Source organism: Vibrio sp. 03-59-1, assembly GCF_013114135.1.
Classification (GTDB): Bacteria; Pseudomonadota; Gammaproteobacteria; order Enterobacterales; family Vibrionaceae; genus Vibrio; species Vibrio cortegadensis.
Map to the genome: position 1 here is coordinate 186211 of NZ_VTYA01000001.1, position 26973 is coordinate 213183.

Here is a 26973-nt window from a genome sequence, read left to right on the forward strand (position 1 = left end):
TATCATGGAAACGCTACTCAACAAAATTTCCGATGCTGGCTTAGATCCTTCTTCCGTGTCTGGTGAAAATGCCATTATATTTTGGGAACATATCTGTAAACATATCGCAACGACAGATAAAGAACGTGCTCATTGCTATTTAATCAGCGCAGAATACCGCGCAAAGTTAAAGCAACATAGCACCAGTATTGATGAACTTCGCCGTGCGCTTAACTTACTCAATATTCCCGAAGACGTCGATGATATCCTGACAATAAAAGCGAGTCTCAGTGAACGTTTAATGGATATTGGTGATTACACTTCAGCACTATCTGAATACATCAGCATCTCTAATATTGCTGTAGAACATGGTTTTATTGACGATTATGTCGCATCAATTTTAGGTATGGGGAACTTGTGCGATGCTTATGGTGACCACAGCCGCGCACTACGTTATTACCAAAAGATTGACAGTATTGATCATGCAATAAGTAGTCGCTCATTGAGACTTCGATACAAACTTCATATCGTTGCCTGTTACATCAACCTAAAACGCATCAACGCAGCCAACGACTTACTCTTAGAGTGTGAAGAGCTCAGTATTCTCGTCAGTGACAAAATTTTAGCCGGTCAAATTCGTCTCTACCAAGCCAAAATCTGTCGTCAGAAAAAACAGTATCACGATGCATTGCTCGCCCTATCAAAAGTCCAATACTCGATAAGCAGTGCTTCATCTAGTTGGTTATCCTTGATGATTCGTTTAGAGTTAGCATTATGTTTAAACTGCATAGATGGTAAGCAACAACTGGCCACTATCGTATTGAATACCACTCATAAACGTATAAAAATTCAATCTTCATCGGCGGTTGTAAAGAAGTTTTATGACACATTAAGCCACATCAGTGCCAGCCAAAGTGAGTATCAAGAAGCACTTGAATATGAAAAAAAAGGCTACCGCATTGAATCTGATTTAATGAAGCATATTCCTATCAGTGAACTGGGAGCGACTCAGTTACGAAGGCTGTCTCGCTTTGAATTACAACTCAAGTTGATTCTTTCTGAGCAAGAAAACCGTGAGTTAAAAGAAACCACTGAAAATCAAAAGAATGCCGTTGCTCAACTACAGCAAGATGTATTTACAGACCCTCTGACAAATTTACACAACCGCCGTTGGTTAGATGTAAAACTAAAAGATTTACTCCTACACGACACTACGTTTTCATTAATGGTTGTCGATATTGACCATTTTAAGTCCATTAATGATGAGTTGAGCCACTTAGTCGGAGATAAAGCGATCGTCAGTGTTTCTAATGAACTCTCCTCCTACTTTAGATTCAGCGGTGCATCATGCGTTCGTTTTGGTGGAGAAGAGTTCCTTGTGATTTTAGAAAACGTCAACATGCAACAAGCCGAAATGCATGCCGAGAACTACCGTGAACGTATTTTCCAGTATGGATGGCATGAGATCCTAGGTGAGCGAGGACTCACTGTCAGTATCGGCATTACCTCGCACCGTGAAGGTGAAAATACACAACGCACCTTCTATCGAGCAGATAAAGCGCTATACAGAGCGAAAGCGAATGGGCGTAATCAAGTCTGTTTAGAAGAGTAAGGCTGGGCCTAGGATCAACTGGGTTCTAGGCCTTTCATTCACATTGCTCCGTTTCACTGATTATCTCCATACTCCGCCCCCTAAGCACCCACTGACATATCACCGTTACTATTTTTCTTCTACCCAAAATATGAATTAGCGCATATGTCACAGTTCTTTTTGTTGATTATTTATATTTTACAACAAATACTTAACTAATATTATGTGAGACGTTTTCTTACTGTTTCACTAAACACAAGGATGCTGTATGTTTTTAGACTATTTTGCCCTTGGGCTCTTGATTTTTGTTGCTCTTGTGATTTTTTATGGTGTCATCGTCATACATGACATCCCATATGAGATTGCAAAAGAGCGAGACCACCCACACCAAGATGCGATTCATGTATCAGGCTGGGTAAGCCTATTTACCCTACATACGATTTGGCCATTTCTTTGGATTTGGGCAACATTATGGCGCAAAGATCGAGGCTGGGGATTTGCAAAAATAAAAGAAGAGCAACAAGATATTCATCACCGTGTAGACGTGTTGATAGATCAAGTTGCGGCACTTGAAAAAGAGCTCTCTGATATCAAAATCGCCCAATTCGCACCCTCGCAACCTGACTCGCAAGAGCGAGCCCAAGATTCTAAGCAAACGACCTTAGCATCATCTCAAACCGCACAACAAAATCAGGAGGATAAATAATGGACTTACTTCTGATAATGACCTATGCCGCTCTGTGTATCACGATATTTAAAGTATTTAAAATCCCACTAAACAAGTGGACGGTACCCACCGCGGTACTCGGCGGTGTCGTATTAATCGGTACTCTAATTTTGTTGATGAACTACAATCACCCTTTCACCCAAGTTGGTAACCAAGTGTTCACCACCACACCTGTCGTGTCTGGTGTTCGTGGGCGAGTTGTGGAAGTGCCAGTATTGCCGAACCAAGAGCTTAAACAAGGAGATGTTCTATTTAGAATCGATCCCATTCCTTTTGAGGCTGAAGTGGCGAAAATTGAAGCCCAGATAAAACAAGCAAGCCAAGGTGCTCTGGGGCTAAAGTCTGATGTCTTTGAAGCCGAATCAGCAAAGATCAAAGCCGTTGCTGAAAAAGACAAAGCCAAGCGGGAGTTCTTACGTTATCAAAAAGGGTACGATAAAGGCGCATTCACTGAACAACAACTTGATACCCGCCGCCAAGCTTATAAAGCGGCCGAAGCGGCTGTAAACGTCACACAAGCGAAACTTGATCAAGCTGAAATCGCGCTTAGCTCAGAGATTGGTGGTGAAAATACCGCTGTTGCAAAATTACTGGCCGACCTTCAGCAAGCAGAGTTCAATTTAGATCAGACGATAGTCAGGGCACCCACAGACGGATATGTGACTCAACTGGCCCTAAGACCTGGTGTAATGGCGGTTCCTCTGCCTTTGGCACCCGTTGCAACCTTTGTCCACACTGAAGACAAAATCTATACTGCCGCCTTTAGACAAAATTCATTGCAGCGCCTACAACCTGGTTTTACTGCTGAGTTTCTATTCAGAGCGCTTCCTGGAAAAGTCTTTCAGGGTGAAATTATTGATGTGCTCCCAACTATCGGAGAAAGCCAATTTCAAGCTCGTGGAACTTTGGTAGGAACGGAAGCCTTACGCACCAATGGCCGCGTACTGGTGAAATTGAAAGTCAATGATGACCTGTCAGATTACCATTTACCGCTCGGTACCGCGGTCGAAGTGGCTGTTTATTCCGATAGCTTTACTCATGTCTCCATCATGCGGAAAGTGTTAATACGAATGAAAAGCTGGCAAAACTATTTGTATTTAGACCATTAGTTGCATTTAGACCATTACTTGTATTTAAGACATTAGTGACGTCTAGACCACTAGCGATGCCTAAACTACTTGCTACGCCTCTCGGTAACTCAATCGGTTTAAATACAAACATTCTGAAAAAATGTATACGGCAGCTGACATTCAGCTGCCTTTTTTTATTTTTAGACATCTAGACACATAGGTTCCCTTGGGTGTCAGTTGTCCTGTATAATGCGCGGCTTATTTTTCTATTTGTTTATTATTTAATCTCAATAGAAAAATGCAAATAAAAGCAGATCCATTCCGCTCTTTAAAAAGAACATTTTAGTAATTAAGGTTATCTATGAATCTTTCAGCAAAAACCGTGGTTGTTATCGCAATTGGCGCAGCCCTTTACGGTATTGGCGGCTTGCCAATGTTTGGCGTACCAGTCTTTGCCAACACTACACTTAAACCAGCAATGGCAGTTTTAGCCCTTTTCTCTGTACTTTTTGGGCCATTAGTCGGTTTTTTAGTTGGGTTCATCGGTCACTGGGTCACTGACCTTTTTGCAGGTTGGGGCGTCTGGATCACTTGGGTTCTTGGCTCAGGCATTGTTGGTTTAGTCATTGGCTTTTTCCCTAAATTGACTCAAAACCGCATTGAGAAAGGCGACTTTAATCATAAAGATTTCATTCTATTTGTTTTACTTGCTCTAGTTGGCAACATCGCAGGCTACGGATGCTCAGCATTCCTCGATACCATTTTATATGCAGAACCATTTACTAAAGTGTTTACTCAGTTATCGATTATTGCTGCTGGGAACACCGTTCTTATCGCTATCGTTGGTTACTTCATACTTAAATCTGTGGCGAAAAGAAACAAACAAAGCCGTAACCTAACTGAGGCGTAAACGGCAATGACAATAGAATTTTCGAACTTCTCTTTTAGATATGAGTCGCTGGATAAACCGACGCTAAAAAATATCAATCTACGGATAGAGCAAGGGGAGAAAATCGTCATTATTGGTCCAAGTGGTAGCGGTAAATCAACACTTGGCCAATGTTTAAATGGTCTGATTCCACATGCAATAAAAGGCGAGATCTCGGGCAAATTATCGCTCAATAATAGGGATACTCGTCATTTCGACATGCATGAATTTACCGAACAAATTGGAACGGTATTACAAGATACGGATAGTCAGTTTGTAGGTCTTAGTATTGGTGAAGATATCGCATTTGCTCTGGAAAACCAGCAGATGGCGACCAATGAAATGCACAGTGTTGTCACCAATACTGCGAAAATGGTCGATCTCGATGAGATGCTCGATCACTCTCCACATGACCTTTCTGGTGGGCAGAAGCAGCGAGTTTCACTTGGTGGTGTTCTCGTTGACGATGTCGACACGCTTTTGTTCGATGAACCATTGGCAAGCTTAGATCCAAAAACGGGTAAAGCGACGATTGAAATCATTGATCAACTGCATAAGAGCACTCACAAAACCATCATCATTATTGAACATCGCTTAGAAGATGTCTTACATCGCCATGTTGATAGAATTATATTGATGGAGCAAGGTGAAATCGTTGCTGACTGCACGCCGAATGAGCTGCTTGCTTCACCTCTTTTAGGGCAACATGGTATCCGTGAACCGCTCTATTTATCAGCACTAAAAGCGGCAAACTCTTCAATTAGTGCTGACGAAAACTTATCGTCACTCGTGTCATTCAATATCGAGAAACACCAGCAAACACTGAATAATTGGTTTAATGCTCGCCCAGAAACAACACCTACGCCCTACACTGAGCCACTCCTATCGATTCAAGATCTGACTTACTCTTATGATGGTGAGAAGAACGCCCTTCAAGACGTTTCCTTTCAAGTCAACAGAGGCGAGTTTGTCTCCATCTTAGGCAAAAATGGATCAGGGAAGTCCACGATAACTAAGCTTATCATGGGGGTTATCGATCCAGATGAAGGCAACATATCACTTAATGGGATCAATCTAGATACGCTATCTATTTTTGAGCGAAGCCAGAAAGTTGGCGTAGTCATGCAAAACCCAAATCATATGATTTCGCACCATATGATCGTCGATGAAATTGCTTTCGGTTTACGTAACCGAGGAGTGAGTGAAGAGCAAGTTCAAGAGAAAGTCATGCACATATTAGAACTATGTGGATTAAGCAAATATCGCAATTGGCCAATCGAAGCTCTGAGTTACGGACAGAAAAAGCGTGTCACTATCGCGTCTATATTGGTTCTTGAGCCTGAACTTCTGATTTTAGATGAGCCAACCGCAGGTCAAGATTATCGAAATTACACCTCAATGCTGGCATTCATTCAAAAGCTAAACCGTGAGTTGGGTATTACTGTGGTTATCATTTCTCATGATATGCATTTAGTTTTGGAGTACACCACCCGCTCTATCGTATTTTCTGACAGCAAACTGATAGCAGATGCTCCAATGACACAAGTGTTCAGCCAACCAGCGCTACTGGATAGTGCAAACTTAGCAACAACGAGCTTATACGAACTCGCACTTAAGGTGGGTATCACCCAAACGGACGCATTTATGCAGCACTTCATTCAACATGAAAGAGGTCAGCATGAAAGCATCTAAAATGAAATTTGGTATTAACTACATTAATACCAACTCCCCTTTGCATGCTCTAAATGGCATCACTAAATTCATCCTATTTTTGGCATGGGTAACGGTAGTTCTCACTACATTTGACTTGCGTATGATCACAGGCTTGTTAGTGGTTGGATTGGGGTTATTAAAAATGACCAAAGTCCCAGTACAAGTATACAAACCACTTCTCATAGGCACGGCGAGCGTATTGCTACTCAACGCCCTATTTATGTATTTGCTCGCACCGAGTCAAGGGACTGAATTCATGGGCAGTGAAACCATACTGCTTGCTCTACCGGGCGGTTATTCGCTGACACAAGAGACACTGTTTTATTTATTAACGGTGACTCTAAAATACTTCAGCATGTTCCCTATCGCTTTGGTGTTTGTGTTTACAACCCACCCAACGGAATTCGCGGCAAGCCTAAATCGCTTAGGTGTGCCATACAAGATTGCTTATGCCGTGAGTTTAACGCTGCGTTATTTGCCAGAAGTAAAGAAAGACTTTGTCAATATTATGCATGCTCAGCAAGCACGTGGAGTGGAGTTATCGAAAAAAGCCCCCTTTTTCACTCGAATGAAAAACGTGGCCAAAATTCTGGGTCCGCTGATTTTTTCTAGTTTAGACAGAGCAGATGAAATATCGAATGCGATGACACTACGTGGGTTTGGTCGTCACAAGTCACGGACATGGTATAGCCTGAAAGCCATGACTAAAACCGACTATATTCTATTGGCTATAATCGGCATTACCGTTATGTTAGCCATTACCAAACGAGTTATCGATCCAACCCTATTTTGGTACCCATTCTAATGGCGTTCGCTCCATCCTTATAAGAACGAAAACAGGCCGTATAAACATGCGGCCTTTTTCATACGCCTTCACTTTGCATGCCTCCTTTAAGACTGTTCAAACATCATCCAATGCTTACTCTTATTATTGAAAGCAAAACTTTCATCGCATTTATAAATGAAAAATAGAGTAAACAATCAAATTTTTACTACCTCGATCACTTTTTAATGTAACTAATTGATTTATAAAAACGCCATTATTAAATCAATAAGGTTCTCTGATGAAACTCAATCACACTCTTCTTGCATTATCTGTTGGCTTTTGCCTGCATGGCGCACAAGCTATTGCCCAAGACTCTTTTGAGCTCACTGTCGCGCACGTCAACGATACTCACTCTGCATTTGATGCGGTTAAATCAAGCTTCAAAGTAAATGAAGAACTTGTTTACAATGAATTTGGTGGTTACCCACGAGTTTACCAAGAGTCACTCGCTTATAAGCAACAAGCAAAAGACGCTAACGATAGCTTCCTATTTCTTCATGGTGGTGATGCATTCCAAGGCAGTGCTTACTTCAAGCTTAACCACGGTGCGATGAATGCCGATTTGCTTAACAAGATGGGCATCGATGCAATGGCTATGGGTAACCATGAATTTGATCTTGGTACTGAAAAGCTCGCTGAGTTTGTTTCATCAATCAATTTTCCAATGCTAGCAGCCAATATCGATATCGAAGGTGACGAGTATTTAAACGGCAACAAAAATATCCAGCCGTACCTTATTTACCAATTCGATGGTAACAAGAAGACTCAAATCACGGATATGGCAACCATTAAAAGTGGTGACAACTTAGTCGGTGTTATTGGCCTGGCTCTCGATGATATGAAAGATATCGCCAGCAAAACGGGCGGCGTTGAATTTTCAGACATGGTGATATCGGCTCAAGCAAGTGTCGATAAATTGAAAGCGATGGGCATTACTAAAGTCGTCGCGATCACTCATATTGGCAATGCAAAGGATGTTGAATTAGCGTCAAAAGTTAACGGTATTGATTTAATTGTCGGTGGTCACTCTCATACTTTACTTGGTGATTTCACAAACCTAGGTAAAGCCGATAACGGAACATACGCAAACCTTGTTGCTAACCCTGATGGCGGTAAAACATGTATCGTTCAAGCGGGTGAATCAGCGCAGGCTATCGGTCTTGTAAAGGCAAACTTCAATGATCAAGGTGCCATCACCAGCTGTAATGGCCACAATACTCTATTAAGTAACGATGAGTTCTATGGCGATAAATATCGCACCAACAAACTCGCGGCCAAAGAGACGAAAAAAGTTGAAACATTCATCGATAACACCAAAAACATTACGATCACAGAAGAGAACAGCGAATTACGTAAGCTGATTGATCAAAAATACCAACCTCACCTAAATGAAGCTTATGGTGATGTGATCACTTTTGTTCCAGATACAATTAACCACGAAAGACGTCCAAATGATGGCGGAACCGATGCTCATGGTTCAGATGTCGCACCGATTGTAGCGTGGGGTCAATACGCTTGGGCTGCTTCTGATAAAGTCGCTAAGGTTGCTGGCATCAAAGCTGATCTATCACTAGTCGGTGCAGGTGGCGTACGTCAGGACATCGCATTTGGGGATTTACGCGAAGGAAATATCTCTCTTGAACTGCTTCCTTTCTCTAATGCTTTATCTATTGTTCCAATGAGCGGGGAGAACATTAAGGCATTGATCAGCTCAAGCATTACAGCAACCCTTCCTGAAGGTGCACATGCTGGTAAATTCCCTTACGGCGGTAACCTTCGTTACACCTTCGATGAAACCATCTCTGGTGTTGAAGGAAAGCTGAGCTCAATTGAAATCAATACTGGTACTCCTTCTTCACCGAAATGGACAGCAGTGCAAGACAAAGAGACCTATAACGTCGCGATGGATGCTTACCACGCTACAGGTAATGACGGATGGGGCATTGTATTTGATTCTCAAACAGAGAAATCAGGGCGTGTTGATCTCGCTTACGTAGACGGCAACTTAACCGCTTTCCCTGTCACCAAACTAGAGCTTAAAGAGAAGATGAAAAAAGGCAAAATGGTCATGAGAAAGTCAGTCGTGTACCAAGGCCAAGCTCTTAACTGTAAAGCTGAGAACGTGAAGTGTAATACCGATGCTCAATCGGTTGTTGAAACCCTAACACCACTCAAATCATTAACGCCATTAAGCTACGAAACCGTAACTTTCAATCGCGCTAAATAACAATACAGTCACCACGCGGAATAGTTTCACTTTCGCCATGCATTGACTGTTTGATACAAAAAAACCAGTGGCATAGGTCACTGGTTTTTCTTTGCTCAAATAGTAATTGAATCGCAGCCACCCGATCTATTTAATTCCAACTAAACCGTCTTACTTCATTACCTACTTTGGGGTGTACAGGAATATTCAAAGAAAGAATCAGTGACAAACCAGCCATAACCGCACCGATATAAAAAACACTTGATGGCGATACCAGCCAAATTAAACCAAAAGTGACAGGAATAACTACCGCTGCAATATGGTTTATCGTAAACGACACCCCTGCCGTCGAAGCCATGTCTGCTGGATCAGCAATTTTTTGGAAGTACGTTTTAATCGCTAAAGCCAAAGCAAAAAAGAGGTGATCGACCACATATAAGGCCGCAGCCCACTCAGCGCTCTTAACTAATCCATAGCCGATGAACACAAAAATTAGCCCTATATACTCAAACATTAGCGCTTTTCGCTCGCCGACAATACCGATTATTTTACCGATTTTCTTAGCAAACAGAAAATTGAACAGGTAGTTAATCAAAAATAGAAGCGTAATATCAGCCGCGGAGTAACCAAACTTTTCGACCATCAAAAATCCAGCAAAAACGGTGAAAATTTGGCGGCGAGCCCCACTCATAAAGGTTAATGCATAATAGAGCCAATAACGCTTTCTCAAAACCAACTTCTTATTCTGTGGTGTTTCTGTTTTAAACTCAGGAAAACTAACGGCAATCACAACCACCAGAATGAACGCGATGCCACCAGTGATCATATAAACCCACTTAAAATCTAGCTGAAATACTTCAAGCATCACCCATAGCGCACCATAAGTGCATAGCGAAGCCAAAGCCCCAATAGAGATGAGCTTACCCAACATTTCGGGAGCTTCCTCTTTCGAGAGCCATTGCAGCGACAACGACTGTTTCAATGTTTCGAAATAGTGAAAGCCCACAGACATCAGTAGTGTCGTACAGAGCAACCCGGTCACCGATGGAAAGAGCCCTGTAATCGCAACGCCAACCGCTAACATCATCAATGCGATGATCATAAATTTCTGTTCACGTAGAAATAACAGCACAAACACTGCGGTAAAAGCTAAAAAACCTGGGATCTCCCTGACACTTTGCAACAGACCAATATCAGCGCCGCTAAAGTTTGCACGTTCAATAACAAAATTATTCAGCAGCGCCATCCAACTAGCAAACGCGATAGGGACAATAATTGAGATGATTAAGAGGAAATTTTGTGGCGTTTTCCAAGTGGCCTGTTGAGGAGGGCTATGCATGACTCTTCCTTGCTTTAAAAAAATGATCATACTCTCAGTAACGAATAATTAACAATGCTTATTTAACGCTATTCATTTCATCAAGTTATCGCTACATTATTGGTTATTTGATCACTTTGGAGCAAGAATATGGAAATAATAATTCGTCCTAGCGACATCAAAGATGCATCTGGACTATGTGAACTTTACTCACAACCGCTTGCTCAGAGCCAAACCTTACAATTGCCACTTCCAACACTGAGTTCATGGCAAAAAAGGCTGACCGATATACCGGAAGGCATTTACAGCTACGTTGCAGAAATTGATGGCAAGATAGTAGGTAATATTGGATTCCAACACTCCCAAAGACCTAGGACTAAGCATTGTGCGAGTTTTGGACTTGGTGTGCATGATGACTATCACGGCTTAGGGATTGGACGACAACTCATTGAAACCGTCATTGAGCTGGCAGATAACTGGCTCAATGTTCATCGAATTCAGATCGAGGTCAATACTGACAACGAGAAAGCCATTGGCCTATATAAAAAATTAGGCTTTGTGATAGAAGGAAAAGCTATCGATTCTTGCTTCCGTCATGGGGAATATATTGATACTTACTTCATGGCAAGAGTAAAGAACAAACTCTAGCCATACTTTATCCCCCCGTAGGTCATCCTATCGGGGGGAGCACTCATTTTTATTACTTCAGTTCTTATTACTTCGGTTCTTATTACTTGGCTAGCAAGTGAGACCACTGAGTGTGCTTATTCATATAATGAACCACATAGCTACATTCAGGAATCACCGTCAGTCCTAAACGCTCAATTTCCGCCAGTACACTTTCCATCATCACCTTGCCATACCCCTTGCCTTGTAGCTCATCAGGGACTCTTGTTGACGTGATCGTGATGACACTATTGTCTCGTTTGTACTTAACCGTTGCGTGCATTCCTTGCTCTAAATCGACCAAAAAGCACTCACCATCAATATTATGTGTCACGTTATGCATGCTAAACCTCCAAGTTTTATAATTTATCGAATGCGCTTATTGTAAATATTCGTGTCAAAACTTAATATCAATCAGCTTGAGTATATAAAAATGATAATTAAAGCGCATAGCAAAAATGGAGACAGGCTAGATGAATTCACCGCTAATGAAACCGCAAGTTCACAACAAGACAGTATCAACACTCAATAGTACCGATGCGCTTGGGATGGTTGAACATAGCAGTGAATTAACGCTTAATATTTCCACCCCGGTTGGGACTAAGTTTCTGACGACCACCAGCTTCATAGGCACGCATTCCGATCAGTGTATCCTTATTGAAATACCCAAAGTGTCAGATGATGATTTAGAGTTCTTTTTCCAACCAGGATTTTGGGTCAACGTTAGAGCCCTTTCTCATCGTGGTGAAGGTGCGATCATTCATTTTCGCTGTCAGCTCTTGCATAAGATATTAGAACCTATCCCACTCATTATGCTCAGTATCCCGAATACGATGCAAGTAACTCAGTTACGAAAAGAGATTCGATATGACGTTAACCTTGCTGCTAAAGCGTTTGTAAGTGGACATAAAGTTGAGTGTGAAGTCCGTGATCTGTCGAAAAGTGGTTGTCGGTTTGTAACCCCACCGGTAGGAAGACCAATTCAAATCGGTGATGACATCTCAATAGAAATCATGGTAGGTGCTCGCAGAGGTCAAGTATTTGCGCCATTAAAAGGGCGGGTATGTAACTTACAAAAATCGACTCACTACTCGAAATATGGCCTAGAGTTTGATGATAATGGCAAGGTAAATGCCAAAAACCTATTGAGCCAGCTCAAGTTCGATGGGGCTAAATTAGTCTTGCGTAAATAACCTTCAGTTAAACGTCGTTAACGATTGATCGTGATAACGACGTAACTCCCCTATAAAAATAGCAATTCCAAAAGATCATTAACCCGTTTCAATACAATTTTTTCCTCGCCGCTTCGCTTGGTACATTAGCTTATCCACTCGCATCAAAATATCTTCAAAGCGATCATTCGGATGAAACTCCGTAATCCCCACACTTAGAGTTAGATTAATCGCGGAATCGGTTTGTATTAGACAACTATTTTTCAAGCTGTCTTGTATTCTTTTAATCTGTAGCGATGCGCCATGAAGATCAGTCTGAGGTAAAACAGCCAGAAACTCTTCTCCCCCCCATCGTCCATAGCAGTCATTTTTACGACAATGGCTTTTCGCAATGTCAGAAAATAGCCTTAATGAGTCATCACCGACGGTATGCCCGTAAGTATCATTAATTGCCTTAAAATCGTCGAAATCAATCAATGCCACCGACATATTGGATCCAAGCGACTGACAATATGATAATTGTTCATTAAGTACCTGTTCGATACTTCGTCGGTTTGCCAATCCCGTTAATTCGTCAGTGCTTGCCACTTTAACCAACTTTGTATTGGCAACTTCCAGTGCAAATAGATCTTTATTTCGTGCAATTTCATGTCCAACCCATTCAGAAAAAAGACGTATTAATTCGTAATCTTGACGAATAAACGAACGTGTTTTTGTCACGCTAGAGAAATTCAATGTACCGTAACGCTCCCCATCAACAAAAATGGGAGCCCCTAAATACGCTTCTAATCCAAAATTTTCATAACAAGGGTGTTTTGCAATGGAACTCTGCGCGACATGATGGAAGCCTTGAACATCATTTGCCTTAAATACGTGGCAACAATAGGTTCCCGTCAAATCGAAAACCATTCCTGCCGACAAGGCGTCATCGGGGTGAGTGGCATTTTGCACTTCGTAATGGTTGCCGGAAATCTTACTCACAATACCAATTGGCAGTTGAAAGTGCGTACACCCTAATTCCAAAATGGCCTGAACCCTTTCGGAATAGTTTAAGTCACGAGATGAGGTCACTTTATGCAGCTGGTTCAATGTCTCTTCAGCACTAAGCCGATAAGATTCATCTAAAATAATACCAATGTAGAAAGCGTTATTCCCTGAAATATTTTTTATCGCACCACCAGAAGTTTGCCCTTGAAAAATACGCCCAGACTTACAACGGTACTGCACATGAGATGCTTCATTTTCTTTTTTGGCCGTTGGGTTAAAACGGTCTTTACCTGTTTTGTAAAAATTACTTTCGTCTGCATAGAGCATCCGCGTACTTTGGTTTAGCAGCTCCTCCTCGGAATAACCAAAAAGCGATGTTGCCGCCGCATTGACCATTACAATTTTCCGAGAAAGATCCGCCACAATCACCGCAGAGTTGATATGCGCGAAAGCTTGATTCAACATAAAAACATCGAGATCATCCAAACGACTGCTTGGTAAATTTTCACTGATAGAACCTTTAAGCATTACAATTCCTTTTGATTGCTCAGCTATTATCTATAGCACACTATACGCATATAATGTAATTCACAGGCTCAATTATGCCGTCCCTTGCATTTTAAACCCTTTACTTTCTATTACTTACGCAGTGCATTGAGTTTAGCTTGTGCGATACCAAAGATAGTATTAATCGGATAGCTACCCTCTTCGCTTGCGATACCTGCTTCTTTACCAGTGAAGATCTCAATCGCTTCCGTCACATGCTCAATTGCCCAAATATGGAACTCCCCCTTCTCAACCGCTTTTACAATGTCAGGTCGTAACATCAAGTTATGAATATTAGATTGAGGGATAATCACCCCTTGCTCTGCTGAACGCCCTTTGATCACACAAACGTCAAAGAAACCTTCAATTTTTTCATTTACGCCACCAATGGGCTGAGACTCACCAAATTGATTCATTGAACCCGTGATCGCAATATCCTGTCGATTTGGCTGCTTTGAAAAGGCGGACACTACCGCGCAAAATTCAGCCATGCTGGCACTGTCACCATCGACTCCACCGTAAGACTGCTCAAACGTAATATTGGTAGTCAGTGGTATTCGTGCCGTTTTACCAAATACTGATGAAAGATACGCAGACAAAATCATCACACCTTTAGAGTGGATACTTCCTCCAAGATCAACGTTTCGCTCAATATCGATCACTTCACCCTCACCATAGGCAGTAGTTGCGGTAATTCGGTTAGGCGCGCCAAACATATGATCACTGGTACTTAGCACCGACAATGCATTCACCTGCCCTATCGCCTCGCCGGAGGTGCGTATAAGCGTTGTGCCATTGACAAATGTCTCCATCACGCTGTCTTGCAACCTACCGACTCGCAACTGCTGATTATCCAGCGCTTGTTCTACATGACTAGAGCGGATCAGATTCGATTTAGCGGTTTTAGCCACATAATTAGACTCACGCAATAGATTGGCAATGTGAGCAGAATGAAGTGATAACTTGCTTTGATCACCCGCTTGGCGAGAGCTGTGTTCAATGATCCTTGCGATAGCTTTACGATCACAATGCAGCATATTGTTGTCATGAACGATACTCGAAATGAATCGCGCATAGTGAAGTTCAGAATCCGGTGTACGCTTCATTTCATCTTCAAAATCAGCCGTCACTCGGAATAGCTCACCAAATTCTGCGTCATAATGTTGAAGTAATTGATAAGTGCGGTAATCACCAAACAGAATAATTTTCACATCAAGCGGAATAGGCTGAGGATCCAATGAGACCGCTCCAGTCAGCGTGACCTCTTTCTCTAATGAGGTAAAGCTTAGCTGTCTTGAACGTAGCGCGCGTTTCAGCCCATCCCATACATATGGTTGCTCAAGTACTTTGACCGCATCCATCAATAGAACGCCACCATTTGCTTTATGCAGGCTCCCCGCACGAATCAATGAGAAGTCGGTAAATACCGTCCCTTTAAACGTCGCGGTCTCAACATAACCAAACAGAGAATGATAATTTGGGTTCTCTTCGACCACGATAGGATACTTGCCTTCGGCCTGACTCACGAGAACATTCACCTTGTAGCGTCGAGGCAATTTCTTATCCAAAGAAGCGGTGGCAATTTCAGCTTGCTCATTCCCCTCTTCAAGGAAAATATCGGCATTTTCAACAATGTCTTTTTGCAGTTCAGTGAGGTGTTTTTTTATCTCTGGATACTGACTGTAATCGGCTTTTAGCTGCTTAATAAAATGGGTAATCACATCGAGCGTTACATCGTCATTCAGCTTTTGAATTTTTTCAGAGAAAGTCTCTTCAAGCTCCGTTAAATCACGAGACATATTGCGTAAGCTGACTTCAAGGAAATCAATGGTCTTATCAAATTCACTTTGCTGCTTAGGCGATAACTCATCGAAGCTCTCTTCAGTATGTAACTCCTCACCATTCATGGCGACAAACTGGTAGTCCCCTTGGTTCGTCAGAGTTAAACTCACACCTTTGTTTTTGGCTTCATTGCTGATCCCTTCCAGAGCAACTTGTTGTTTTTTATCAAGTTGTGTTTTCAGTTTATCCGCACGACTGAAGTACATTTCATTATCAAAAGCCAAAGGCATCGCCTTGACCAGTTTGGTCATCAACCTTTCAATATCTTGCTTCAGCTTTTTCCCTACGCCTTGTGGAAGCTTCAATACTTTCGGCGTACGCACATCATCAAAATTAGTGACATAACACCAGTCAAACAGCTGCTCGGTTTCATGTGGATGACGATTCAAGTAACGCAAAATCATGGTGCGTTTACCGAGGCCATTTTGCCCAATTGCGTAAATGTTATAGCCTTTCTCTTTGATCGACATCGCGAATTCAACCGCTTTTTGGGCGCGTTCTTGTCCTACGATTTCATCAATGGGGGCCAGTTCTTTGGTCGATTTACACGGTAGCATTTCAAGATCTGCTACTTGATATAACTGCTCTGAAGATAATTGTTTAATCGCCATTACCGCCTCCTACATCCTGTAAAAATACTTCATATAAGTTCAGTGTAGATGCAATTCATAAGTATTTTAGTGACTTAGGCAACATTCGCGTTTAACTGAACATTAATTAGACAATTCACTTTCAATAAATGTAATGATAACCATTTGCAATTGAGATTAATTTGCATTCTAATAAGCGCAGAATGAACGATGGAGAGACTCAATATGGAATTGCAACAGTGCTGGACTCGCTACTTAAAAGCCGAGCAACTTATGGAACAGGGACACTGGCCCGAAGCCCATTATTTGTATGAAGATGTCCTACACCACCTGCCGACTCATATTCAAACTGCGGTGAATGATCACCATGTTAAACCTTGTCAATTTGCTTGTTTACTTTCAGGTTTAAAAGATGCCGCCGTGTCTCAATCCCAAATATATAATCAACTTGGGCGTCCTAATCAGGCCTTTACATCACTCAATCAATCCTACGCTCTGTTACAGTTTTTATCGATAGAGCCTTCGAGAATCATTGCTAGCGTCCACTCTGCCCTTTCTAAACATTGTGATGATCTACTCCATCATATGGCCGTGTTCTGCCATGCCCAACGAGATGCTCAATGGTTAGTGACGTTCGGCGAAATTGAACAGACACATCAACAATTTAATAAACTCAAAATTTACTCAGACCTACCACCCCGCTCATGCGTGATTAATTGATAAGGATATTCAATGCTGTCTCATGCTCTCTTAGAAGTTCGTAATCTCTCCGTAAGTTTTACGACTAATGATGGTGTAGTTAACGCTGTAAATCAGATCAGCTTCGACCTCAATAAGAATGAAACACTCGCGATCGTCGGGGAATCAGGATCGGGGAAATCGGTGACCAGCAGTGCGCTTATGCGTTTGTTGCCAGGCAATGCCATTGTCGCTCCTGAATCGAGCCTTATGTTTGAAGGTGAACCTTTACTTGCAAAAAATGATAAGCAGATGCAAAAGATACGCGGAAACCGAATTGGGATGATTTTTCAAGAACCCATGACATCACTGAATCCGTATATGCGCGTTGGTATTCAGGTTGCAGAGGCGATCATGTGTCATCGTTCAATCAATAAACGCCAAGCAAAGATCAAGGTCTTAGAACTGTTTGAACTCGTACACCTCCCTAGGCCCGAGCAAGCTTACAGTAAGTATCCACACGAGTTTTCTGGCGGGCAACTGCAACGAATCATGATTGCGATGGCCTTAATCAACGAGCCTGATTTGCTCATTGCAGATGAACCGACAACGGCACTTGATGTAACGGTGCAAGCTGAGGTTCTTAATTTAATCAAAGAGATTCAGCAGAAAATGGGAATGGCGATTTTGTTCATTACCCATGACTTAGGCGTCGTTAAACACTTTGCCGATCGAGTGATCGTGATGTGTAAAGGGGATGTGGTTGAAGAAGGACACACTCAAACTCTATTCCAAAACCCCACCCATGAATATACGGAGATGTTAATCAACTCGATCCCAAAAGGAAATAAATCTCCAGTAGAAACAGGGGCTCCAATGTTGCTTTCTGCTGAAAATATTCGAGTTAAATTTCTCATAAAACCTCATTTCATCGAAAGTAGAAATCAATATTTTGAAGCGGTTAAAGGCATCTCGTTAAATTTGAAGCAAGGCGAAACTTTAGGCATTGTTGGCGAATCGGGTTCAGGTAAATCAACACTAGGACGAGCTCTCATTGGCTTACTCCCCTCTTCAGGAAAGATTCAATTCAAGGGTCAAGATGTCAGTTTATTAACAGACAAAGAGCGTTTTTCTCTGAAAAAAGATATTCAAATGGTTTTCCAAGATCCATATGGTTCACTGTCTCCACGTATGACTGTAGGGGAAATCATCACTGAAGGTTTAATGGTTCACCAGCCACACCTGTCAAAATCGGATCGTCTATTAAGAGCATGCAAAGCCCTAGAGGAAGTTCGCCTCGAAACGAGTGCCATCAATCGTTATCCACATGAGTTTTCTGGGGGGCAGCGTCAACGAATCGCCATCGCACGCGCACTCATTCTAGAACCCTCTTTTATCTTGCTTGATGAACCAACATCAGCCTTGGATCGTTCCGTTCAACTTACCGTGATCGAGCTACTTAAAGAGATTCAATTGAAACACAATATTGGCTTCTTATTCATCAGCCATGATCTTAGTGTCGTAAAAGCACTGTCCGATCGTGTATTGGTGATGCAAAAGGGAGAGGTCATGGAGCAAGGAACAGCAGAAGATATTTTCAATACGCCTCAGCATGACTACACCAAACGCTTGATTGATGCGTCATTTGATCTGGATGAAAGCACGAATGAGGATGCTGCGTAATCGGCAATATTTTGAATCTCGATCTTACTGAATTCTCGCCACTATTCTGTTAACACTCGGTTTGGCCGCCGACCAAACCACCGCATGGACGCGGTGGTTTTCTCTTACAAAAACTTAACTCAAAACGCAAACACATACCCGTGAGCACCCGCTACCGCGCCAACTACCGCCACTAAACTCAACGTCAGCAGTACCTTATGCATTAAATGCAGCATGAAAAATGATTTGTCGCTGTCAGTTTCTGCTTGTTTATGAAACCACTTATGCAGCACTAAAGGCTCCAACACAAACAATACCAGAGTGAAAATAGCCCAGACAAACGTCATAAGATGCATCCACCAAAATTGAAGGTGCAAATATCGGTCCCACGCATTCATCACTTCAAGCATGTAGTAACCCGATAACCCGGTTAATAATGTGGTGATCTTAGCTTGAAAACTAAACTTGCCTTCCAACTGCTCAAACAAGGCTAGCCTGCTCTCTTTCTCTGGCATTTTTCTAAGAGCTGGGATTAAAACGGTAGTAACAAATGCTACGCCTCCAATCCAAAGCACAACCGCAAACACATGCAGCGCCCGAGCAATGACAAAGCGGTCAAATTCATTCATTTCCTGTTCCTATATTATTAAGTCAGTGAGGATCTCAGAGCACCTTCGGCTCTCGACAAATCCTTATACCCTCACAACACACAAGGGTAAATGAGTATAATTATCATCTAAATGCAAAATGATAACTATCAACAAGATCAATTAACAATAAGAAACCACCTAATTTCTAGAAATAGTGCGAAATGGTGAGGTATCGTGTCCGTATATGCTCAATCAGTAGCTTTACCTTATTAGGCGGTTGTCGCGTAAAAGGGTATACCGCGTAAATCCCAAGTTTTTTACCGACAAGATCAGGAAAAATATCCACCAGCTGACCGTTACGAATGTCGTGATACACCAAGCATCGAGGTACGTACGCCACGCCATGGCCACCAAGTGCCGCTTTTCTTAGCGCAGTCGCATTATCGGTCGAAAAGCTCCCTGATACATGCACAATGTAATTGCCCTTTTTCCCTTTAAACTCCCACTCTGACGCTCCCGTGGTTTGATAAGCATACTGAAGGCAATTATGTTCCACCAAATCTTCTGGCTTTAATGGTTTTCGGTTCTTCGCAATATAAGAAGGTGAAGCACACACCACCCATTGAGAATCAATGATATGCCTTGCTTTTAAACTTGAGTCTTCCAAGTAACCTGTTCGAATCACTAAATCGAAGCCACCATCAATAAGATCGACAAACTTATTATCTAACGACATGTCTACACTCAAACCTGGGTGCATATTGCAGAATTCAGCTACTGCATCCGCCAAGATCAAATCTCCCGAAATACTTGGGACAGACATTTTAATATGCCCTGTCACATTCTCCCCAAAGCCTGAAACTGCTTCCATAGCCTCACCAGCGGCGAGCTTCACAGTTTTCGCACCATGCGCCAGCGCTTTACCCGCTTCGGTAAGCGTTAATTTACGCGTTGTTCGGTATAATAATTGAACCCCTAAATCTTCTTCAAGCCGCGCAATTCTTTTGCTAACTACTGAATTTGTAAGGTTATTCTGCTCTGCCACCCTACTAAAAGTGCCCATCTCTACCACTTGGGAGAAAAGGATTAAGTCATCTGCTCTCATTCTATTACATCACTTTTGGAATCAATCTTTTTCATTATTTCCCTATATCAATAAAAAATAAAGGGGTAATGTCACCTGAAATTAACAACCCAGTCACATTTGTTAAATTAAGTGTGAATAATTCAACAATAAACATTTTGCCCATAACGACAAAAATTAGATCTACCCATAACGATAAAAACAATAATAGTCCGATAGGAAATGTTGTACGAGGAAGTACCCATGAGTGAAACAATATTAGCACTACTCGCCTTTTCGCCAATTGTCATTGCGGCAATTTTACTTGTTGGCCTTAATTGGCCCGCCAAAAAAGCCATGCCCGTCGCCTTTGGTTTGACGGTTATCATTGCCCTCGTCTTTTGGGATATGTCCGTTAACCGTGTGTTAGCGTCTGTCTTTCAAGGTTTAGGTATCACCGTATCAGTACTCTGGATTGTGTTTGGCGCTATCTTTTTATTAAACACTTTAAAACACACCGGAGCCATCACCACCATCCGTAACGGTTTTACTGATGTCTCAACCGACCGACGTGTGCAAGCCATCATCATTGCTTGGTGTTTTGGTTCGTTCATCGAAGGGGCTTCTGGTTTTGGAACCCCTGCGGCTATCGCAGCACCTTTACTTGTCGCGATTGGTTTTCCAGCTCTTGCAGCGGTATTGATGGGCATGATGATCCAATCCACCCCGGTTTCATTTGGGGCAGTTGGAACACCAATCATTGTTGGGGTAAACCGTGGGTTAGACACTCATGGAATTGGGGAAGTGCTGGTTGCAAATGGCTCAACTTGGGACATTTATCTGCAACAAATCACCTCTAATGTCGCGATGATTCACGCCACTGTCGGGACATTAATGCCAGTACTAATGGCAATGATGCTGACACGATTCTTTGGTAAAAACAGAAGCTGGACGGAAGGATTAGACATTCTACCGTTTGCTCTTTTCGCTGGTCTTGCCTTTACGATTCCATATGCGTTAACGGGCGTTTTTCTTGGGCCAGAGTTCCCTTCTCTAATCGGTGGATTGATCGGCCTTGCGATCGTCGTTACCGCAGCTAAAAAAGGCTTCTTAGTACCTAAATCAAAGTGGGATTTTGAAAGCGAAGATAAATGGCCAGCAGAATGGTTAGGATCACTTAAAATCGACCTTAATGATGACAAAACAAAGCCAATGAACATTGCTGTCGCATGGGCACCTTATGTTCTTCTAGCCGTCACGTTAGTCGCGAGCCGCGTCAGCCCTGAGTTCAAAGGATTACTAAAAAGTGTCAGTTTATCCTTTAGCAATATTCTTGGTGAAACAGGGATCAGTGCAGCCATTCAGCCTCTCTATCTACCCGGTGGAATCCTCGTCTTTGTCGCTCTTGTCGCGGTGATATTCCAAGCTCGTAGTGCTGCGCCACTGGCTAAAGCATTTGGCGAGTCGAGTAAGACATTGATCGGTGCCGGCTTCGTTCTTGTGTTTACCATTCCTATGGTGCGAATCTTCATTAACTCGGGTGTCAATGCCGCAGATTTAGCCAGTATGCCTGTGACAACCGCCAACTTTGCTTCAGGGCTAGTGGGCGAAGCGTTCCCAATGCTCAGTGCCACCATTGGTGCATTAGGTGCCTTTATCGCAGGCTCGAATACCGTCTCTAACATGATGTTCAGCCAATTCCAGTTCGAGGTAGCTCAAACCCTGTCTATCTCAAGTGCGGTGGTTGTTTCATTGCAAGCCGTAGGTGCCGCAGCAGGTAACATGATTGCAATTCACAATGTGGTAGCCGCATCGGCAACCGTTGGACTGCTTGGTCGCGAAGGTGCCACTTTACGCAAAACCATCATCCCAACCTTCTACTATTTAATCGCAACAGGGTTAATTGGTTTAGTGCTTATTTATGGCTTCCACTTAACCGATGCATTAATGAACTAATCGAGTCATTGGCACATAAGCTGAGAAAATGACATTAGGGCCTGTTTACCCCGACACTTGTTTTGTTTCTTGCTTTAACCAAGTGAAGACACAAGGCAGACCTTAGGCCTTAATGTCACCCCTTTTGGACTTAACGACACGCGATCATCGGGGCGACTTGCGGGGCTCACGGATTTAACTCACAGACCGTGTTATTACTAGAATATAAATAAACAACAATCAGTCTTTAAACTGAGAAACCAATACACAGGAACTTAGCATGAACAAACCAGAGACGAATGAGCAACGAGATCGCTATTTGACTTTAGAAGCGTTGCTTGCCACGCAAATAGACTCTAAACGAATTATCACTCAAGAAGCGAAGCGACTCGCTTATGGCACTGATGCCAGTTTCTATCGTCTCATCCCAAAAATTGTTCTGCGGTTAACCCATTTAGATGAAGTTATTTTTGCTATTCAAAGCTGCCGTGATTTAGACATCAGTTGCACATTTAGAGCCGCAGGCACTAGTCTCTCAGGCCAAGCTGTCTCCGATTCCGTTTTAATCACACTAACTGACGACTGGCGAGATCACAAGATCCTCGACAATGGGAACAAAATCATCCTCCAACCTGGCGTTATCGGTGCTGATGCAAACAAATACCTTGCGCCATACCAGAGAAAAATAGGCCCTGATCCGGCCTCAATTAATACCTGTAAAATTGGTGGTATTGCAGCAAACAACGCCAGTGGTATGTGTTGCGGTACTGCACAGAACTCTTACCGAACGGTCGATAGTATGAAAATCGTATTTAGTGATGGCTCCATCCTAGATACCGGTTGCAAAGAGAGTATTGCCGCATTTAAAGCGATTCGTCCTGAGCTTATTGAAGGACTAGAAAACTTATGTGCGGAGACAGAAAATAATCCCGCGCTAACAGAACGCATTCGTCATAAATATCGTTTAAAAAATACCACGGGTTATGCGCTTAACGCATTAGTCGACTATAGCGACCCGATTGAAGTCATCGAACATTTGATGATCGGTTCAGAGGGCACTCTCGGATTTATCGCCGAAATCACTTATAACACCGTCATCGAACACTCTCACAAAGCATCAGCTTTATTGGTATTTGCGAATATAGAAGAAGCAAGCCAAGCCGTAACCAAACTTTCTCACGCCCCTGTCGCGGCAGTTGAGATGATGGATGGTCGAGCAATGCGTTCGGTAGCAGACAAACCGGGAATGCCAGCATTTATTCAACACCTAGATATAGAAGCGGCCTCTATTCTTGTGGAGTCTCATGCCAGTGATCAAGCAGAGTTGGATTTACAATGTAAATGCATCATGGAATCTCTGACTGAATTTTGCATCATCGAATCGATTCCATTTACCTCCCAAGCTTCAACCGTTGCTACCTTGTGGGGGATCCGAAAAGGCATGTTCCCTGCGGTGGGGGCTGTTCGAGAAGTAGGCACAACCGTTATCATTGAAGATGTTGCCTTCCCAGTTGAAAACCTCGCCAATGGTGTGCGCGATCTACAGGCTCTATTTGATAAGTACTATTACAATGAGGCGATTATTTTTGGTCATGCTCTAGAGGGAAACCTACACTTTGTGTTCACTCAAGGCTTTGACTCACAAGAAGAGATCGATCGCTATGGTTGTTTCATGGATGATGTTGCTGAATTGGTTGCCGTGAAATATCAAGGCTCACTGAAAGCAGAACATGGCACCGGTCGTAACATGGCTCCTTATGTAGAATTGGAGTGGGGAAAAGATGGTTACTCGCTCATGCAGCAGATCAAAGCTTTATTTGATCCACAAGGCCTCCTGAACCCAGGCGTTATCATCAACGAGGACCCGCATTCGCACATACAAAACCTTAAACCCATGCCAGCAGCCGATCCACTTGTCGACCGCTGCATCGAGTGTGGTTTCTGCGAACCCGTATGCCCATCAAGAACTTTAACTCTCTCTCCTCGCCAACGTATTGTTCTTTATCGGGAGCTTCAGCGCAGACGAGCGGCAGGAGAGACGGTTGAAGCCAGCGAGCTCGAAAAGATATTTGAATACCAAGGTATCGATACCTGCGCAGCAACTGGACTTTGTGCCGAACGCTGTCCAGTAGGAATCAATACTGGTGATTTAGTCAAACAACTACGCACCGCCAAATATCAAAAATTTACACCTATTGCAAAATGGACTGCCGATCATTTTGAGACCACCACCACGTTAACTAAAGCGGGTCTTAAGAGTAATCAAATTGCGACTAAGATCATCGGGAAAGCTGCCGTTGGTAAGCTAACCAATGGTGTTCGCTCCCTGACTAACGGTAAAACACCGGTTTGGCTACCAGAGTATCCGCAATCTAACTCTCATGATATTTCAAAATCAGCATTTCAGCAGAAAAACACGACGGAAGAAAACGAAGATAAGAAAGTCGTCTATATGCCCTCTTGTGCGAGCCGAACCATGGGGCAACAACAAGATGCGAGTGATCAACGCCCTCTCACAGAGGTTACACTGTCACTACTTAAAAAAGCCGGCTTCGAGGTTATCGTTCCAAACCAGCTTAATGATCAATGCTGTGGTATGCCCTATGACAGCAAAGGAATGAACGATGTCGCGCAGCAGAAATCTCAGCAGTTAGAAGCGTCGCTATGGCAAGCAAGTCAGCAAGGGAAATACCCAGTATTGATGGATACCAGCCCTTGCGCCAAACGTAGCATTAAGCAATTCACCCAGCCGATGACGATTTTAGAACCCACAGGATTTGTCACTCAATACCTACTGCCACATCTCAACCTTGCCCCGATTGAAGAGACGGTGATGTTGCACGTGACTTGTAGTTCTCGTCGCATGGGACTGGAATCTGATATGTTCAAACTTGCCAGCGCATGTGCCTCTGATGTGATTGTTCCTGAGCATATTCAATGCTGTGGTTGGGCTGGAGATAAAGGGTTTACTACGCCAGAGCTCAATCAAGCGGCGGTTCATCCGTTAAAAGAGCAAGTGCCTGCACACTGCACCCGCGGGTTTAGTAATAGTAGAACCTGTGAAATTGGCTTATCTCACCACAGCGGTATTCCTTATCAGTCTATTCTGTATTTGGTCGATGAAGTCGCACAGTAAATAGAAACCCAACAGATCAAAGCCAGAGGTCCTCACTTCTGGCTTTTTTATCTTCTTATCTTCTTATCTTCTTATCTTCTTATCTTCTTATCTTCTTATCTTCTTATCTTCTTATCTTCTTATCTTCTAGAAAGCTATAAACCCAAGCGAAATCAGGTTCAACGCCTTAAGTCATTTCTCATCTAATATTGAGGAAATAACACGAATAAGCCTAAATAATGCCAACAATCAAAAAAATTCAACTATTTATGATGAAAATATCAAGTTTACTTGAGGAAAAGCACAAAACCATTCACTACAACGGGTAAGATGTCGCCCATCAAACAGCACATATTAGGGAAATAAGTGACTCATGGAATCGTGCTATAAAAATCCCTTAAGCAATTACAAATAATGCTTACTTTATGAAGGCGTCGATCATGAAACAAGAATGGCAACAGTACATTCAAATTATCAAGCAAGTCGTTAAACCCGCTCTTGGTTGTACCGAACCAATTGCTGCTGCTTATGCCTCTTCTTTAGCTGTTCAAGAATTAAATGGCGTTGTGCCAGATGCCATTGAAGTATTGGTATCGGCCAATCTCTATAAAAACTCAATGGGTGTATTTGTCCCTGGTACTGGAAAAATAGGTTTACCGATCGCGGCGGCCTCAGGTGCCATTGCTGGTAACCCAAATGCTGGTCTAGAAGTTCTCGCTGGAATAACACAAGATCAAGTCGATGCTGCTCAAAAGCTAATAGATAGCGGAGCCATCAGCGTAAAGAAAATTGATACGGAAGAGTTTATTTACTGCTCAGTGACCGCACGTCACGCTCAAGACGAAGCTTGCGTAACGATCAGCGGTGGTCACACTAACATTCTTCGCAAAACAGTAAATGGCACCGTAACCTTTGAAGCGCCACTGACGGATAAAATAGCCACTGCATCGATTTGTGATGGAGTTGATATTAACATCAAAGCCATTTACGAATTCGCCCTATCGGCACCGTTTGCTGACATTTCATTTATATTAGATGCGGCCGATCTCAACGAAAAACTGGCCAATGAAGGGATGACCAACCCCTACGGCTTAGAAATTGGCCGAACGTTTCAGTCAAACATATCCAATGGCATTATCGGCGAAGATCTGATGACTAAAATTCAGATGTACACCTCTGCCGCTTCTGATGCGCGTATGGGGGGAGCAACTCTACCTGCTATGAGTAATTTTGGTAGTGGCAACCAAGGGATCGCGGCAACCATTCCCGTTACGATCGCAGTCAAAGCCTTTGGTAAAACAGAAGAAGATTTAGCGCGCGCACTGATTTTAAGCCACCTTGGTGCTATTTATATCAAGTCACACTACCCGCCACTATCCGCTTTCTGTGGTAATACGGTAACCAGCGCTGCCGCTTCGATGGCGATTGTTTATCTTGCCGGTGGATCATTTGAACAGTCCTGTTTTGCGATTCAAAACGTGATCAGTGATAGCTCAGGAATGATCTGCGATGGGGCCAAATCCTCTTGCGCGATGAAAGTTTGCACATCTTCTTCAACGGCCGTTCGTTCATTTATGATGGCGATGAATAATAGTTCAGTTCAAGGGCAAGGCATTGTGGCAAAAGAGGTTGAGCAGACGATCAAAAACGTGGGTTCAATGGTAAGTTGCGGCATGACGGCAACCGATAGCACCATCATCGATATTATGTCGGCATAGCAACTCGCTCGTCACTCAGCAATGGTCAGCCAGTAAAATAGATTGGTATAA

At 42.8% G+C, this 26973-nt stretch carries 20 protein-coding genes; 14 read left to right on the forward strand and 6 right to left on the reverse strand.

Annotated elements, in window-relative coordinates; all coding sequences use genetic code 11:
* Positions 1–4 precede the first annotated feature (4 nt).
* The 7 genes from F0249_RS00820 (at position 5) to F0249_RS00850 (ending at position 9061) form a co-directional block, all read left to right on the forward strand.
* On the forward strand, positions 5–1591 hold the full coding sequence (locus F0249_RS00820; RefSeq protein ID WP_171755527.1) for a GGDEF domain-containing protein: 1587 nt from the start codon (positions 5–7) through the stop codon (positions 1589–1591).
* 247 nt (positions 1592–1838) lie between these two features.
* The gene (locus tag F0249_RS00825) at positions 1839–2276 is read left to right on the forward strand and encodes a DUF3302 domain-containing protein (RefSeq protein ID WP_171755528.1); all 438 of its coding nucleotides are present in this window, start codon (positions 1839–1841) and stop codon (positions 2274–2276) included.
* The gene (locus F0249_RS00830; RefSeq protein WP_017054375.1) at positions 2276–3406 is read left to right on the forward strand and encodes an HlyD family secretion protein; all 1131 of its coding nucleotides are present in this window, start codon (positions 2276–2278) and stop codon (positions 3404–3406) included. The genes F0249_RS00825 and F0249_RS00830 overlap by 1 nt, the downstream gene beginning before the upstream one ends.
* A 322-nt stretch (positions 3407–3728) precedes the next feature.
* Positions 3729–4277: an ECF-type riboflavin transporter substrate-binding protein gene (locus tag F0249_RS00835; RefSeq protein WP_017054374.1), complete on the forward strand. Its 549-nt coding sequence runs from the start codon at positions 3729–3731 to the stop codon at positions 4275–4277.
* A gap of 6 nt (positions 4278–4283) precedes the next feature.
* Positions 4284–5987 (forward strand): ABC transporter ATP-binding protein, encoded by a 1704-nt coding sequence (locus F0249_RS00840; RefSeq protein ID WP_171755529.1) that lies wholly within the window; start codon positions 4284–4286, stop codon positions 5985–5987.
* Positions 5974–6813, forward strand: a complete 840-nt coding sequence (locus F0249_RS00845) for an energy-coupling factor transporter transmembrane protein EcfT (RefSeq protein WP_171755530.1) — start codon at positions 5974–5976, stop codon at positions 6811–6813. The genes F0249_RS00840 and F0249_RS00845 overlap by 14 nt, the downstream gene beginning before the upstream one ends.
* A gap of 259 nt (positions 6814–7072) precedes the next feature.
* Entirely contained in the window at positions 7073–9061 is a 1989-nt protein-coding gene (locus F0249_RS00850) for a bifunctional UDP-sugar hydrolase/5'-nucleotidase (RefSeq protein ID WP_171755531.1), read from the forward strand.
* Between the two features lie 130 nt (positions 9062–9191).
* Here the strand turns inward: F0249_RS00850 and F0249_RS00855 are convergent, their stop codons facing one another.
* Positions 9192–10379 (reverse strand): MFS transporter, encoded by a 1188-nt coding sequence (locus F0249_RS00855; RefSeq protein WP_171755532.1) that lies wholly within the window; start codon positions 10377–10379, stop codon positions 9192–9194.
* 129 nt (positions 10380–10508) lie between these two features.
* On the opposite strand from F0249_RS00855, the gene F0249_RS00860 reads away from it, so the two are divergent.
* A complete protein-coding gene (locus tag F0249_RS00860) occupies positions 10509–11006 on the forward strand; it encodes a GNAT family N-acetyltransferase (RefSeq protein WP_171755533.1) in 498 nt (165 codons plus the stop codon).
* A gap of 82 nt (positions 11007–11088) precedes the next feature.
* On the opposite strand, the gene F0249_RS00865 is transcribed toward F0249_RS00860, so the two are convergent.
* Positions 11089–11367: a GNAT family N-acetyltransferase gene (locus F0249_RS00865; protein WP_017054368.1), complete on the reverse strand. Its 279-nt coding sequence runs from the start codon at positions 11365–11367 to the stop codon at positions 11089–11091.
* A 130-nt stretch (positions 11368–11497) separates the two neighbouring features.
* On the opposite strand from F0249_RS00865, the gene F0249_RS00870 reads away from it, so the two are divergent.
* Positions 11498–12217, forward strand: a complete 720-nt coding sequence (locus F0249_RS00870; protein WP_136995067.1) for a flagellar brake protein — start codon at positions 11498–11500, stop codon at positions 12215–12217.
* A 78-nt stretch (positions 12218–12295) separates the two neighbouring features.
* On the opposite strand, the gene F0249_RS00875 is transcribed toward F0249_RS00870, so the two are convergent.
* Both F0249_RS00875 and F0249_RS00880 read right to left on the reverse strand, forming a co-directional pair.
* The gene (locus F0249_RS00875) at positions 12296–13711 is read right to left on the reverse strand and encodes a diguanylate cyclase (RefSeq protein ID WP_171755534.1); all 1416 of its coding nucleotides are present in this window, start codon (positions 13709–13711) and stop codon (positions 12296–12298) included.
* A gap of 110 nt (positions 13712–13821) precedes the next feature.
* Positions 13822–16182, reverse strand: coding sequence for a Lon protease family protein (locus F0249_RS00880; RefSeq protein WP_171755535.1), 2361 nt, complete (start codon positions 16180–16182; stop codon positions 13822–13824).
* A 204-nt stretch (positions 16183–16386) separates the two neighbouring features.
* Between F0249_RS00880 and F0249_RS00885 the strand changes: the two genes are divergently transcribed.
* Positions 16387–16881, forward strand: a complete 495-nt coding sequence (locus F0249_RS00885; RefSeq protein WP_017054364.1) for a hypothetical protein — start codon at positions 16387–16389, stop codon at positions 16879–16881.
* 12 nt (positions 16882–16893) lie between these two features.
* Positions 16894–18522: an ABC transporter ATP-binding protein gene (locus F0249_RS00890; protein WP_171755536.1), complete on the forward strand. Its 1629-nt coding sequence runs from the start codon at positions 16894–16896 to the stop codon at positions 18520–18522.
* A gap of 119 nt (positions 18523–18641) precedes the next feature.
* Here F0249_RS00890 and F0249_RS00895 read toward each other — a convergent pair whose 3' ends face one another.
* Both F0249_RS00895 and F0249_RS00900 read right to left on the reverse strand, forming a co-directional pair.
* On the reverse strand, positions 18642–19130 hold the full coding sequence (locus F0249_RS00895; protein WP_171755537.1) for a hypothetical protein: 489 nt from the start codon (positions 19128–19130) through the stop codon (positions 18642–18644).
* Between the two features lie 166 nt (positions 19131–19296).
* Positions 19297–20196, reverse strand: a complete 900-nt coding sequence (locus F0249_RS00900; protein WP_017054361.1) for a LysR family transcriptional regulator — start codon at positions 20194–20196, stop codon at positions 19297–19299.
* A gap of 222 nt (positions 20197–20418) precedes the next feature.
* Here F0249_RS00900 and F0249_RS00905 point away from each other — a divergent pair, with 222 nt between their 5' ends.
* The 3 genes from F0249_RS00905 (at position 20419) to F0249_RS00915 (ending at position 26922) form a co-directional block, all read left to right on the forward strand.
* Positions 20419–22110 (forward strand): L-lactate permease, encoded by a 1692-nt coding sequence (locus tag F0249_RS00905; RefSeq protein ID WP_017054360.1) that lies wholly within the window; start codon positions 20419–20421, stop codon positions 22108–22110.
* A 259-nt stretch (positions 22111–22369) separates the two neighbouring features.
* The gene (locus F0249_RS00910) at positions 22370–25225 is read left to right on the forward strand and encodes an FAD-binding and (Fe-S)-binding domain-containing protein (RefSeq protein ID WP_171755538.1); all 2856 of its coding nucleotides are present in this window, start codon (positions 22370–22372) and stop codon (positions 25223–25225) included.
* A gap of 419 nt (positions 25226–25644) precedes the next feature.
* Complete coding sequence (locus tag F0249_RS00915; RefSeq protein WP_171755539.1) at positions 25645–26922, forward strand: serine dehydratase subunit alpha family protein; 1278 nt, start codon at positions 25645–25647, stop codon at positions 26920–26922.
* Positions 26923–26973: the final 51 nt, after the last annotated feature.

Excerpts from the sequence above, each read along its gene's own strand:
- F0249_RS00820 (WP_171755527.1), top strand. The coding sequence starts at position 5 with ATGGAAACGCTACTCAACAAAATTTCCGATGCTGGCTTAGATCCTTCT.
- F0249_RS00825 (WP_171755528.1), top strand. The coding sequence starts at position 1,839 with ATGTTTTTAGACTATTTTGCCCTTGGGCTCTTGATTTTTGTTGCTCTT.
- F0249_RS00830 (WP_017054375.1), top strand. The coding sequence starts at position 2,276 with ATGGACTTACTTCTGATAATGACCTATGCCGCTCTGTGTATCACGATA.
- F0249_RS00835 (WP_017054374.1), top strand. The coding sequence starts at position 3,729 with ATGAATCTTTCAGCAAAAACCGTGGTTGTTATCGCAATTGGCGCAGCC.
- F0249_RS00840 (WP_171755529.1), top strand. The coding sequence starts at position 4,284 with ATGACAATAGAATTTTCGAACTTCTCTTTTAGATATGAGTCGCTGGAT.
- F0249_RS00845 (WP_171755530.1), top strand. The coding sequence starts at position 5,974 with ATGAAAGCATCTAAAATGAAATTTGGTATTAACTACATTAATACCAAC.
- F0249_RS00850 (WP_171755531.1), top strand. The coding sequence starts at position 7,073 with ATGAAACTCAATCACACTCTTCTTGCATTATCTGTTGGCTTTTGCCTG.
- F0249_RS00855 (WP_171755532.1), bottom strand. The coding sequence starts at position 10,379 with ATGCATAGCCCTCCTCAACAGGCCACTTGGAAAACGCCACAAAATTTC.
- F0249_RS00860 (WP_171755533.1), top strand. The coding sequence starts at position 10,509 with ATGGAAATAATAATTCGTCCTAGCGACATCAAAGATGCATCTGGACTA.
- F0249_RS00865 (WP_017054368.1), bottom strand. The coding sequence starts at position 11,367 with ATGCATAACGTGACACATAATATTGATGGTGAGTGCTTTTTGGTCGAT.
- F0249_RS00870 (WP_136995067.1), top strand. The coding sequence starts at position 11,498 with ATGAATTCACCGCTAATGAAACCGCAAGTTCACAACAAGACAGTATCA.
- F0249_RS00875 (WP_171755534.1), bottom strand. The coding sequence starts at position 13,711 with ATGCTTAAAGGTTCTATCAGTGAAAATTTACCAAGCAGTCGTTTGGAT.
- F0249_RS00880 (WP_171755535.1), bottom strand. The coding sequence starts at position 16,182 with ATGGCGATTAAACAATTATCTTCAGAGCAGTTATATCAAGTAGCAGAT.
- F0249_RS00885 (WP_017054364.1), top strand. The coding sequence starts at position 16,387 with ATGGAATTGCAACAGTGCTGGACTCGCTACTTAAAAGCCGAGCAACTT.
- F0249_RS00890 (WP_171755536.1), top strand. The coding sequence starts at position 16,894 with ATGCTGTCTCATGCTCTCTTAGAAGTTCGTAATCTCTCCGTAAGTTTT.
- F0249_RS00895 (WP_171755537.1), bottom strand. The coding sequence starts at position 19,130 with ATGAATGAATTTGACCGCTTTGTCATTGCTCGGGCGCTGCATGTGTTT.
- F0249_RS00900 (WP_017054361.1), bottom strand. The coding sequence starts at position 20,196 with ATGAGAGCAGATGACTTAATCCTTTTCTCCCAAGTGGTAGAGATGGGC.
- F0249_RS00905 (WP_017054360.1), top strand. The coding sequence starts at position 20,419 with ATGAGTGAAACAATATTAGCACTACTCGCCTTTTCGCCAATTGTCATT.
- F0249_RS00910 (WP_171755538.1), top strand. The coding sequence starts at position 22,370 with ATGAACAAACCAGAGACGAATGAGCAACGAGATCGCTATTTGACTTTA.
- F0249_RS00915 (WP_171755539.1), top strand. The coding sequence starts at position 25,645 with ATGAAACAAGAATGGCAACAGTACATTCAAATTATCAAGCAAGTCGTT.